This window comes from Agrobacterium salinitolerans (assembly GCF_002008225.1).
Lineage (GTDB): Bacteria > Pseudomonadota > Alphaproteobacteria > Rhizobiales > Rhizobiaceae > Agrobacterium > Agrobacterium salinitolerans.
Genome location: NZ_MRDH01000027.1, coordinates 81,143 through 93,803 on the forward strand (window position 1 = coordinate 81,143; position 12,661 = coordinate 93,803).

Consider the following 12,661-nt stretch of genomic DNA (forward strand, 5'->3'; position numbering starts at 1 on the left):
TTACTCGACCGGTCAGGTTTGAAAGCTTTCAAAAGAGTGTCGGAAACCTATACCGGAGATTTGGAGCGGGCAATCAGGCCACGGACGATTTCCGCAGGCTCGAAGCGATGGATGCCGCGAGGTCGGAACGGCAGGAGATGTTCCGCATCGAGGAGCTTCGCTGAAAGCCAGAGAACCGACATCCACATTTCCGTGCCCTGCAGGCCGGCCGGATGCCCCTCGGCAAAGGCAAATCCTCTGTTCCTTTGCCAGCGTCCCTCATTTCGGCGCAGAATTTCGCGGGCTATCTCTTTCGCCTCGTCCTGCCGGTGATCCGTCTGTTTCAGGCACAGAAGAAGCGGGTGGATTGTATCGAGCAGGTTACAGGCATTAAAATCCTCGCCGTGGAAACCGCCATAGGCACGATAATTGGCGATAACGGAGTCTATTGCTGCGTCCGGATAGGGAAGGGAAAGGCCGAACTGCGCGTAAGAGCCGCGGGTAAGCCGGTAAAAACCGTTGACCGGTTGCAGCAGGCCCTGTGCGGCAGTCGGCTCACCCCAAAGCCCGGTGGTTTTGTCCGCATTCATCGCCAGCCAACCGAAGAGAACGGTGAGGTTGTCGCCGGATGTGAAATAGCGCCTGTTGAAATAAAGCGCGGTGGCGATGGCGTCTATTGTGGCGCCGCAATGCCATGCCCGGCTTTGCCACGGCAATTCTTCCAGCAGGAGGATGAGTTCTTCGGCGCGCAGACGCTCAATGAAAGCGATCGGCTGTTTTGGCGCAGCTCCGAAACATTCAAGCGCATATCCGACAGCCAGAATATTATAGAGGACGGCAGGGTCCTTCTCGGGAGATGTAGAAGAGCGGTGGTGACGGTTAAGAAAAAGCCCCGTTTCTTGATCCTGCAAGGCCTGAAGATTGGCCACGGTTTTTCCGGTATCGAAAGCGATCTTTTCCTGTCCGAAGGCTGCTGCGATCTCGATGGCATCGCACAGATGCCTGACGCTTTCGACCTCACCTCCAGATGCATCGGCGGAACGATAGACGCCATCCTCGCCATAGGAGCGGATGGCCACAAGCCAGTCGTCCGCAATCTCCTTGCCGAGTTCTCGCAGCGGGCTATCGGGTTCCATCAGCGTCGGCGCGGCCGCTTTTTTTCCGCGATATCGCAGAACCCGGGCGGGAACGCCGCCTGCAATGGCCATGGCGGGAACGTCCTTCGCCACCACCGCGCCTGCGGCGACAACAGCGCCGCGTCCTATCTTCACGCCATCAAGCACAACCGCATTGGCGCCGATCCAGACGTCGTCGCCGATCTCTATCCCGAGCGAGGTCAGCGATTGGCGGTGGATCGGAGTTTCAATGTCGTCGAAGCCATGGTTGAAGCCGACGATGCTGACATGTGAGGCGATGCGCACGCCATTGCCGATTGTGACCTTGCCGGAAAGACAGGCATAGGGGTTGATCGAGACATTGTCGCCGAGTTCGATATCGCCGCGCACGATTGCGTAACCGGCGATCCACGAATACGCACCCATAAGGAGTCTATCCGTATGTACCTCGGCCTTGGCGGCGATGTAGACGCCCTGCCCGAAAACGGTGTTGGCAGAGCGCTTGAGGCCACGCAACCGCGCCTGATGGTCGGGGCCGTCGATATCCTCCTGCTTCCGCTCCCAGGTCAGGATGTTCAGCCGATCCGACCTTTGGGAAAAGCTCGATACTTCGTCTGTCATCTCCGCCAGCCTGCGCGGGTTTCATCGAGAGCATAGGCGGGAACGCGTCGCCCCTCCCGCCTGAACATCTCTTCCAGCCTCGGGAGATCTGGACTTTCGGGGAGGACAGCCAATGCGGCCTCTGCTTCTCTACCGGCCGGCAGTGCCATGGCCGCCGTCACTAGGAGCGTTTCGCCGGATGCGATGGCGCCGCGCAATTGCGGAACAAGGGTTCTGGCGTGGATGAGGTTGGTATTGGCGATTGCCTGATGGCACACGCCTTCGCGCCGAATGCCAGCCGAAAGATCGACGATGAGGCTGGTGTCAGTCTGTCCGTAACAGACGGCGCGACCTTCACCCGCCTCGGTGCAGTCGCGATTGAAATCGGCCCGCTCTATGGCAAATCCGCCTTCCGATGTTTGCAAGGGGCGCGGGGTGCGGATGCGGTGCAGCCTTATGTGCCAGGGGTTTTGTGGCACGAGCCAGGTCTCGATCTCGACATCCGCCCATGGCCGCCAGCGGGAATAGAGGCAGTCTCTCGCAATCAAGGCCTCTTCCATCGTCTCGCGGGTGCGCAAGTGCACGCCATCGTCGGAAAGGCCGAGCATGCCGTCGAAACTCGCGGCGGCGAAATGCCGGTCATCCGCCTCGACATTGAAGGCATAACGGGTGGAATAGACGAATTTCGAGTATTTTTCCTGTGCGCCGCGCATCCTGTCGTGCTGCTGCCCGGAGGACAGGACCACGATATTGCCCGGCGTATGAAAGGCCACCATACCGGGCTCCGCCAAGGGAACCGGTTTGGCAAATTCCTGCGGTTCTGCCTCATCCGCAGTCCAGAATGGGTGATCGGCGGGCAGCGCCAGCGGCAGGAAAAATTTGAGCGCCCAATAGGGGGAACAGGGAGAATTGTAGCTCTCGCTCATCAAAAGATTTGGGTAGCCATATCCGACCGACAGGACGCCGTCGCGGTCCGCGATAGGCCGCTTCGACCACCAGCGGATATGGCGCATGTAATAACCCTTGATCTCCGGCCACGGCAGCGCCTCCAGACCGGAAAAGGCAAGAGCGCCCCAAAAACCGCCCGCCGCAAAACGGTAGGTCTGGCTACGTCCGAAGGCGAGCGAGGCCCCGTCAGGACCGAACCAGTGGCGTATGTCACGGGTGAAAATGCGCGAGCGTTCGAGCAAGCGCATTTTTCGCGCGTCGTCGCCTTTTGCCAGCACCGTATAGATCAGGCCGTAAAAATGCATGGCGAAGGGAATATAGTGGTCGACCCGGCGCACCGGCCCGTCGCGATACCAGCCGTTGCCGATATCGAAAGCCTCGAGTTCATCGAGATAGGTCTGGGTCTTGGCGCGGTCGAATTCCACGCCGACCCGTTCCAGCCCGAGATCGATCAGAACCCGGAAGAATTTCCAGTTATTGTCGACGAATTCCCGCTCGCGGGCAGCAAGAAGATAGGCGACGACGGCCTGCCTGTCCGTTTCGGCAAGCGGCTCCCAGATATGTTCGGGAACCATGGCGAGCGCAAATCCTATCGCCGCCAGCTCGACCAGCCGCTGGTGCCGATCAGCCGTGTCGCCCCAATATTCGGGGTGGGCGGGGTTGGCGCCATTGGCCAGTCCACGCCTGTAGAGATCCCAGTGGGGAAAGTCATAACCGCCGGCGGCAAGTGGAACGATGCCCCATAGTGGCCGGGCAAAACCCTCCAGTTCCGCCGCAGGAAAATCGAAAATCGCCCCCGTCGCTCCAAGTCGGACACGCGCGCCGCCGGGTGAAAAACAGGCAAGCAGCGGGTTGAAGAGATCGATCACCGCCTTTGCGAGATCGTCCCGGCTTAAAAGCGGATTGTGAAAGAGCGGATTGGCTGTGGCGGTCTCGTGAGGCACGGTGACGAATATCCGGAATTCATGATCGAAGGAAGGGCCGCAGGCTCATCGCCCGCGGCCCTGGGGCATTATTTAATGGCCTTGACGCCGTCATGCATGTCCTTGATGCCATCATCGATGGAGATATTGTCGGTCATCAGCGCATCATGCACGCGGTTCAGCACAACTTCGATCTTGGCCGCATTCGGGTTGACCGCCATTTCCAGATAGGCCTTGCCCGCCTGCAGCGCGTCCTTGCTGTTCTGATCCTGCGGGAAGCCCGGCAGTGCTGCGATCTTCTCGGCCACATCATCGGTTCTGAGCGCAGGGAAAGTGCCGGTGGAGGCGATGATCGCCGCACCCTCAGGTCCGGTAACGAAGTGGATGAAATCCAGCGCCGCTTCCTTGTGGTCGGAATTGGCATTGACCGACAACCCTGCAATCTGCGCGGCCGTCGCCCCTGCCTGCACACCATCCGGATGGGGGAACTTCACGATGCCCCAGTTGGCGCTTTTCGACTCGCCGGATTTCACCTTGGCAATCTGGGTGCCGACAAACCATGTGCCCATGGGCAGCATGCCGATCGTTCCGTTGAAGAAAAGAGCGGAATAATGGGTATTCGAGGTTTTCAGCGAGGCGTAGGACGGTATCGCGCCGCTCTTTTGCAGGGCAAGCGCACGCTCATACCAGGGTTTCAGGAATTCATAATTACCGTCCACCAGCGTGTGCTTGCCGTCCTGAATACCGGGCAGCTGCACCGTCGAACGCCAGGTGTGCAGCAGCGCGCCGTAGGTGCGGTTGGCGCCCATGCCACCCTTCAGCTTGCCGGCGATTTCATCGAACTGCGCCCAGCTCATGTCATTGGTGGGGTAGGGCACGCCGGCCTTGTCGAAAATATCCTTGTTGTAATAGACCACCCAGAAATCCGAGCGGAACGGCAGGGCGTAAATCTTGCCGTCGATGGTCAGTTCCTCGATCAGGCCGCCATAGGGCGCCGTCTCGATCTTCTGGTCCTTGATGAAGCCGCTGAGATCGGTGATGTTGCCGGCGCGCACCAGATTGGCGTAGCCGGGCACGTCCTTGATGGTGACGACGTCGATATCCTTGGAGCCGCCGGTCAGCTGAGTGGATATCATCTGCGTATAGTCCTGCGAGCCGAGGTCGACCACCTCGAACGTCACGTTCGGATGTTTTTGCTTGTAGGCCTCCATCAAGGGTTTGAAATAAGCGCCCTTGTCCAAATCCCAAAGCGCCCATTTAAGCGTGACGGGCGCATCGCCCGCAGCAAGCGCTGTTCCTCCCATGCCGATCGCAATGCCGAGACCGGCGGTTGCGAGAGCAAATGCACGTCTGGTTGTCTTAAACTCCATAGCCCGTTTCTCCTTCCCTGACTGATGTCGTTTTGATTTTAGTCTGCCTTAAGCGCCGCTCCCCGCCGGTTCGGGTTTCGGCGCGCGTGTTTTCGCTGCAGCGTTTCTCGCTGCGAAACACAGGGCGAACATGCCGAGCGAAAAATTGATGGTGGCCGGCATGAACACCGACACCGGATAAAAGAGGATGTGTGCGATCCACAGCGCTGTGACGAAGCCGAGCGCCGCCAGCATCGGCAACGGTCTGATGAGTGCGGAAAATGCCGCCTGCCGCAGCGTTTCTCCAAGCAGCAAGTCCTGTTTCGCCATGAGAACAATGGCGTAGGCGCTGAGAAGGATGAGAAGCAGCGTCACTGCCAGACTGATCGTAAAGGGCAGGCTATAAACGAGCTGAAGCCGGGCGGCCCCGGCATAGCTGACAGTCGCGTAAACACCGGCGCTCACCAGCAGCGCGCTCAAAACCACAAGCGCGGTGCCGCGCAGGGCGAATTTCCGCAAGGCTTCGAGAAAGTCGCGCAGCAGATAGGTATTCTCGTCATTTGCGAAGGAAACTGAGATGCGGGCCGTGGCCAGCATCGCCGCTGGCATCGTCACCACCGGCAGGCTGGCGATGATGAACAGGAGGTTGAGCTTCACCATCTCCCACCATTCGCGCTTGACGATATCGAGGAACAGGGCAAGGCCGGTAAGCTGCGGGGCGTTCTTGTCGATCCCGGCCCCTTCCCTTGTCCATAAACCTTCCAGCCATTGCATCGCGTTTCTCCCCGTCGCCTCAATAAAGGATCGATCGCTCGGTGGCGGGATCGAAAAGCTGTGCATTCGTCAGATCCGCCACCAGTTCGACGGGATCGCCGATCTTCGCCCTGAAACGCGGTGAGACGCGCGCGACGAGGTTTCGCCCGCCGGAGACGAGGTTGAGATGCACCTCCGATCCCATCGGCTCCGCCAGTTCCACCGTCGCCCGGAAGGGTGCGACATTGGCGGCGTCGATATCCGCCGGGGCGAATTCGTGGAAGTTTTCCGGGCGGATGCCGAGAACGATGTCCTTTCCTTCATAGGGGCGCAGGCGTGCGGTATCGATGCCTGCCGGCAGTGGCAAGGAAGCGCCGTCGAACAGGGCGGTGAAGCGGTCGCCGTCACGGCGTAGCGTTACCGGCAGCATGTTCATCTGCGGCGCGCCGATGAAGCCCGCGACGAACATGTTGATCGGTCGGTCGTAGAGATTTTGCGGCGTATCCACTTGCTGGATATGGCCGTCCTTCATCACCACGATGCGGTCTGCCATGGTCATGGCTTCCACCTGATCGTGGGTGACGTAAATGAAGGTGGCGTCGAGCCGTTTGTGCAGTTTGGAGATTTCCGACCGCATCGTTCCGCGCAGCTTGGCGTCGAGATTGGAAAGCGGCTCATCGAGCAGAAAGACTTCCGGATTGCGCACCATGGCGCGGCCAAGCGCGACACGCTGGCGCTGGCCGCCGGAAAGCGCTTTCGGCTTTCGGTTCAAGAGATGGGTGATGTCGAGAATTTTCGCCGCATCCTTGACCTTGGTGTCGATGAGATGGCGCGGCGCCTTTCTGAGTTCCAGACCGAAGGCCATGTTCTTGTAGACCGTCATATGCGGGTAAAGTGCATAGTTCTGGAACACCATGGCGATGTCGCGGTCCTTGGAGGGCACATCGTTCATCATGTCCTCGCCGATGCGCAACTCCCCGCCGGAGATTTCCTCCAGCCCGGCGATCATCCTGAGCGTCGTGGATTTTCCGCACCCGGAAGGGCCGACCAGAATGATGAATTCCTTGTCGGCAATATCCAGATCGATATCGTGAACGACCTTGAGCGCGCCGAAGGTCTTGTTGAGTTTTTTCAGGGAAATGCTAGCCATCTGTGCCTCGCGCTCACCAATAGGAAGACCAGTTGCGCGAAAGCCGGATCAGCGCTTCCAGATAATAATAATCGCCCCAGGAGACGCACTCATCGACGCCTTCGCCCCGGCAGGTGTTGTGGGGCGTCTTCTTGGAATAGGTGCCGTGCAGAAGCTGCCCGTTGGAGATCGCGGGATCGCGAACCGAATAGAGATCGGCGAGGCTTTTCACCATGCGCCTTGCCAGGTCGCGATACTCCGCGGCCTTTTCCGGCGTTTCCAGCTCCGCCATTTCCAGGAGGCCGCAGGCGACGATGGCCGCCGCCGAGCTGTCGCGCGGTTCGCCATCGCCACCCGCAAAAATCAGGTCCCAATAGGGTACGAGATCATCGGGCAGGCGTTTAAGATAGAAGGCGAGAAGCCGCTCGAAGGTGTCGCGATAGGCGGGCAGACGCTCATAACGATAGGAAATGGCCATGCCGGCGATGCCCCAGGCCTGTCCACGGGCCCAGTAACTCTCGTCGCTGTAACCCTGCTTGGTCACACCGCGCACCGGCGCGCCGGTCTCCGGGTCCATGTAAAATGTATGATAGGTGGAATCGTCCGGCCGGACGGAATGGGCAAGTGTGGTGCGGGCATGGGCAAGCGCCACGGTGCGGTAGTCTTCCCGGCCCGTTTCACGGCTCGCCCAATAAAGCAGCGGCAGGTTCAAAAGGCAGTCGATAATGTAGCGATATTCGTTGGGATTGTCCCTGCGGCCCCAGGCCTGGATGAATTGCCCGACCGGCTGGAACCGTTCCATCAACTGGTCCGCCGCCATCAGCGCCGCGCGTCTTCCATCCTCATCGGCCACCAGTTTCCATGCGGCGATGCAGGAGGGCGAGTAGAGAAAGCCCATATCGTGATGATCGGTCTCGATGCGCTTTTCGATACGGTGCAGGAAGCTCTGCACCTGTATTTGCGCCGCATGCTGAAAGGTCCTGTCGCCGGTATGTTCGAAGGCGAGCCATATCTGGCCGGGCCAGAAACCGGCGGTCCACTGGTCGTTGGCCACTGCGGGGTAAAAATTCTTCACGCTCGAATGGTTCTGCGCGGCATAGGTGAACTCAGGCAGATTGCGCCTGACCTGCGCGACGGCGGCCGTCAGCGCTACGTCGATTTCCGCTGCGGTGATCGGGGTTGGAAGGGACGTGGTCAAATCGAGCATGAAATCAACCCTTGAGGCCGGTGGAGGCGACGCCTTCGACGAAGAAGCGCTGCAATGCCAGGAAAACGACGAGAACCGGGATGAGCGCCACCACCGAGGCGGCCATGATCAGCCCGTATTCCGCCGAATATTGCGAAATGAACATGCGAAGACCGATCTGGATGGTCTTCAGCTCGGTCTTGGTGAGATAGATCATCGGCCCGAGAAAATCGTTCCAGGTCGTGACGAAGGTGAAGATCGTCAAGGTGGAAAGCGCCGGTTTGGAAAGCGGCAGCATGATCTTCGCCCAGATCTGGTACTCGTTCATGCCGTCGATGCGCGCCGCCTCGCAAAGCTCGTTCGGGATAGACATGTAGAACTGCCGCATCAGGAAGACGCCGAAGGCGGTGAAGGCCTGCAGGAAAATCAGCGCGAGATGGGTGTTGTTGAGCCCGAATTCACGCATCAGCAGAAACTGCGGCACCATATAGACCTGCCAGGGCATGGCGATGGTGGCGATATAGCCGAGAAACAGCGTATTCTTGTAGGGAAAATGCAGCTTGGCGAAGGCGTAGGCCGCGAAGCTTGAGGTCAGCAATTGCAGTAGCGTGACGATGATCGTCAGCTTCGACGTGTTGTAGATGAACAGCGCCAGCGGGATTTTTGTCCAGATTTCCACATAGTTTTCCCAACGGGGCTGGGAGGGTATCCACTCGATCGGGAACGCGAAGACATCGCGGCTGAGTTTCAGCGACGCCGACAGCATCCATGCGAAGGGCAGAAGCATGACGATGGTGACGACGATGACGGTCAGATAGATGCCGATCGTGGCGGCGGGGATTTTGCGGCCCATGATGCGCATGGATCAATCCTCCCGCTGCCGTTTGAACTGGACGATGGTGACCACCAAGACCAGGAAGAACAGGACGAGCGCGATCATGCTGGAATAGCCGAGATCCCAGGAAATGAAGGCCTCATTGTAGATGTGGTAGACGAGAACGAGCGTCGAGGTGCCGGGACCGCCCTGCGTGATCATATAGACCTGATCGAAAACCTTGAAGGACTGGATCGTCAGCATAACGGTGACGAAAAAGGTCGTCGGCGCAAGCTGTGGCAGGGTGACGTGGATGAATTTCTGCCAGGCATTGGCGCCATCTAGCCCCGCGGCTTCATAAAGCTCCGAGTTGATGCCCTGCAGCCCGGCGAGATAGATGACCATGTAATATCCCATGCTCTTCCAGACGCCGAAGAGAATGACCGTGACCATGGCCCAGTGCCGGTCCGCCGCCCATCCCGGCATGTCGGCGGGATCGAGGCCGAGCGTATAGAGCAGCATGTTGACCGGACCCATCTCCGGATTGAAAATCATGTTCCAGACGACGGCCACGGCGACCAATGATGCGACATAGGGAAAGAACATGGCCGTGCGAAAGAAATTGCGGCCGAGGATTTTCTGGTTAAGCAGAATCGCGAGACCGAGTGCGCAGGCGAGCGTGGCCGGCACTGACGCGACGGTGTAGATGACCGTGTTCCAGAAGGCCGCGATGAAGGCCTTATCCTCGAAAAGCCGCCAGAAATTATCGAGACCGGCAAAACGCATGGCATTGGAGCCGTCCCAATGCATGAAGGCCAACGCAAAGGCAAAGAGGATCGGTCCGAGCGTGAAAATCGCAAAGCCGAGAAAATTGGGCGCAATGAAGGAATAGGCGACGAGCGCATTTTCTATTCCGCGCCGCCGTTTGGAGACGATGCGGCGTTTTTTCCTGCGATACGGAGTCGCCTGCTTGTCGGACATGGTCGCGGTTGCGATTGCCACAGCATATCTCCCATTGCCGCCGTTTCACCGCTTAATCGGTGGCGGCTGCCTGCATGTTCCATTGCGGTCCAGGTCTTCGCCCTGCCGCCTCCCGCGCTCTGGATAACACAATATCGATATTGGTCAAACAACTTTGCATAAAGTCAGACAAATTTTCTGGTTTTTCGGAAATACGTATGATAGGAGGCCCGTATCGGATTGCGGAACGCGCGGGAGGTTTGAGGGCGTGTTTGTCGAAAGGATGCGTTTTCTGCCAGAGCGGTTCGCCGATTTCGGCGCGGAACTGACGGCGCAGAAAATACGGTCTTCAGCGCCGGGCGCGGTTTCCCGTGGTCTCATCGAGGCGGCGGAGCAGACGCTTGACGAACCTTGGTCCACAATTCTGGCGGGCGACTACCGGGAATATAGCCGCACCGGCAATCGCGATCGTTTCGAGGCGCTTTATTTTTCCCGAAGACTGAAGCTGAACGCGCTGGTTCTTGGAGAATGCGCCGAGGGGCAGGGTCGCTTTCTCGATGCCATCATCGATGGTCTTTGGCTGATATGCGAGGAAAGCGGCTGGCAATTGCCCGCCCATAATTCCCATATTCGCGGCGGCCCGCGAGATTCTCTGCCCGATCCGCAGAACCCGGTGATCGACCTGTTCGCCGCCGAAACGGGCGCCAATCTCGCTTTGTGCCTGCATTTGCTGGCACCGGAACTGGAAAGAGCGAATGCAAACCTTGTTTCCCGCATCCGCGCCGAGATCGACAGGCGTATCACGAAGCCCTATCTCGCCCGGCATTTCTGGTGGATGGGAAATGGCGACGAACGGATGAACAACTGGACGGCCTGGATCACCCAGAACGTCCTTCTCTCGACCCTGCTATTGCCCATAGACCAGTCGACGAGACGTGCGGTCGTGGAAAAGGCGCTCAAGAGTCTCGATGCGTTTCAAAAGGATTATGCGGAAGACGGCGCCTGCGAAGAGGGCGTTCTTTATTATGGCCATGCGGCGCTTTGCCTGTTCGGGGCGATGAGCATTCTCGAAGCCTCTGCGCCGGGCTTCATGGCGTCGCTCTTTCATGCGCCGAAGCTGCGCAGCATGGCCGAATTCATTCTCAACATGCACGTGGCGGAAGACCGGTTCTTCAACTTCGCCGATGCGCCGGCGAAGGTCGAGACATCCGGCGTGCGGGAATATCTCTTCGGCAGGGCCGTTTCTTCGCTACCGCTTCAGGCTTTCGCTGCCGCCTGCTGGAACCGCTCACCGGACCGGATGATGTGCAAGGAGTGGAATCTCTGGTATCGGGTCCAGGCAGTTCTCGCCATCCCGGAATTGTCCGCGCCTGTCCCGGCGGAACCGGCAAAGATCGATATCGCCTATCCCGGTATCGGTCTGGCGATTGCCCGCGACGGGGTTTTCGATCTTGCCGTTAAGGCGGGTAATAATGGTGAGAGCCACAATCATAACGATGTCGGCAGTTTCACGCTTTATAAGAACGGCCGGCCGTTCATCATCGATGTCGGGGTGGAAGCCTACACCGCAAAAACCTTCTCGCCGCAACGCTACGACATCTGGACGATGCAATCGGCCTTTCACAATCTGCCGACTTTCGGCGGCGTCATGCAGGCTGCCGGGGCAGAGTTTGCCGCGACAGATTTTGCGACCGAATTTTCCGAAGAGCAGGCGGAAGTCTCTTTTGACATAGCCAGGGCCTATCCCGCCATGGCGCGTGTTGAACACTATCGTCGCCGCGTCCGATTGCTGCGTGGCAGCCATGTGGAAGTCGTTGACGACTATCACGGCGGGCAGGAGGCGGTTCTGTCGCTGATGGTTGCCGAAAAGCCCGCTGTCACGCCGGGTGTCCTGAACTTTGCGGGGTTGGGAGAGATAGCCTGCGAAGGCGCGGGAGAACCCGCAATCGAAGCCATAACAATCGACGATGCCCGCCTTCGCCAGTCCTGGCCCCCGGTGATCTATCGCATTCTCATCCCCATCGCAGCCCAGCGTCTGTGCCTGACGATCAGTTAAGGAAGTGCCGATGAAACTTACACTCAAGGTCGTCAATGCGCTGGGTGATGTTCTGGCGAAAGCCGAAGCGGAGGACGAAGCTCTGCTCGTCTATCGCGCAGAATATTGCGAGGGTGACAGGCTTGTCGTTGAGATTTCACAGCCCGGTCATATCTGGCTTGCGCTCGACGCCGGCATGCAGCCGACGCTGGTTTTCCTGCACGGAAATGAATTCACCCTGCCCATTCCTTCCGCGGCGAAACGCAAATCCTATCCGCCGCAGGCGTTCAGCGGCAATCTTCACAGGATCGCCGCGCGCCGCACACTTGCCGGTGAAATTGGAGTTCGCAGGAATCTGGCGCTCAACCCGTTTGACGATCATGAGAACACCTCGCTGTTTCCGCACGTTTATGCGAGCACGGAAACGCGTGGGGAGGCGGCCTTCGCAGCCCGCAATGTTATCGATGGTGAAAAGGCGAGCGCGGGCCACGGCTTCTGGCCCTATACAAGCTGGGGCATCAACCGCGATCCCGAAGCTTCGCTGACCCTTGTATTCGGCCGCGCAGTCCTTATCGACCAGCTGACTTTTTACCTGCGGGCGGACTTTCCCCATGATGCCTGGTGGGAAAAAGCGAGCGTCACTTTTTCCGACGGCGAAAGTGCGAGCTTTTCCCTGCAGAAAACCGGTGTGGCCCAAACCTTCCCGGTTGTGCCGCGCCGGGTGGAGTGGATCCGTCTGCATGATCTTAAAAAAGCGGACGACCCTTCGCCCTTTCCCGCGCTGACGCAGATCGAGGTCTGGGGGGCGGATCTGCGGGAAGCGCCGTAGCCCCTGATCGCGCCTTTCAGAACACAAAGCGACGACCCGGG

At 59.0% G+C, this 12,661-nt stretch carries 10 protein-coding genes; 2 read left to right on the plus strand and 8 right to left on the minus strand.

All coding sequences use genetic code 11. The features are described from left to right. Positions 1-47: 47 nt before the first annotated feature. The 8 genes from BS627_RS18760 to BS627_RS18795 form a co-directional block, all read right to left on the minus strand. The gene (locus BS627_RS18760; protein ID WP_077984700.1) at positions 48-1,715 is read right to left on the minus strand and encodes an acyltransferase; all 1,668 of its coding nucleotides are present in this window, start codon (positions 1,713-1,715) and stop codon (positions 48-50) included. Further along, positions 1,712-3,586: a DUF2264 domain-containing protein gene (locus BS627_RS18765; RefSeq protein WP_077984701.1), complete on the minus strand. Its 1,875-nt coding sequence runs from the start codon at positions 3,584-3,586 to the stop codon at positions 1,712-1,714. The genes BS627_RS18760 and BS627_RS18765 overlap by 4 nt, the downstream gene beginning before the upstream one ends. Positions 3,587-3,654: 68 nt before the next feature. Then, positions 3,655-4,935 carry an ABC transporter substrate-binding protein gene (locus BS627_RS18770; RefSeq protein ID WP_077984702.1) on the minus strand — a complete coding sequence of 427 codons (1,281 nt, stop codon included), beginning with the start codon at positions 4,933-4,935 and terminating at the stop codon, positions 3,655-3,657. 48 nt (positions 4,936-4,983) lie between these two features. Then, the gene (locus tag BS627_RS18775; RefSeq protein WP_077984703.1) at positions 4,984-5,688 is read right to left on the minus strand and encodes a YesL family protein; all 705 of its coding nucleotides are present in this window, start codon (positions 5,686-5,688) and stop codon (positions 4,984-4,986) included. A 19-nt stretch (positions 5,689-5,707) separates the two neighbouring features. Then, positions 5,708-6,817, minus strand: a complete 1,110-nt coding sequence (locus BS627_RS18780; RefSeq protein WP_077984704.1) for an ABC transporter ATP-binding protein — start codon at positions 6,815-6,817, stop codon at positions 5,708-5,710. 13 nt (positions 6,818-6,830) lie between these two features. Further along, on the minus strand, positions 6,831-8,003 hold the full coding sequence (locus BS627_RS18785; RefSeq protein WP_077984705.1) for a glycoside hydrolase family 88 protein: 1,173 nt from the start codon (positions 8,001-8,003) through the stop codon (positions 6,831-6,833). Positions 8,004-8,007: 4 nt separating this feature from the next. Then, a complete protein-coding gene (locus tag BS627_RS18790) occupies positions 8,008-8,844 on the minus strand; it encodes a carbohydrate ABC transporter permease (RefSeq protein ID WP_077984706.1) in 837 nt (278 codons plus the stop codon). A 3-nt stretch (positions 8,845-8,847) separates the two neighbouring features. Then, a complete protein-coding gene (locus BS627_RS18795) occupies positions 8,848-9,777 on the minus strand; it encodes a carbohydrate ABC transporter permease (RefSeq protein WP_202048328.1) in 930 nt (309 codons plus the stop codon). Between the two features lie 247 nt (positions 9,778-10,024). Between BS627_RS18795 and BS627_RS18800 the strand changes: the two genes are divergently transcribed. Then, positions 10,025-11,812: a heparinase II/III domain-containing protein gene (locus BS627_RS18800; RefSeq protein WP_077984708.1), complete on the plus strand. Its 1,788-nt coding sequence runs from the start codon at positions 10,025-10,027 to the stop codon at positions 11,810-11,812. 10 nt (positions 11,813-11,822) lie between these two features. Further along, positions 11,823-12,620, plus strand: a complete 798-nt coding sequence (locus tag BS627_RS18805; RefSeq protein ID WP_077984709.1) for a carbohydrate-binding protein — start codon at positions 11,823-11,825, stop codon at positions 12,618-12,620. The last annotated feature ends 41 nt before the right edge of the window (positions 12,621-12,661 follow it).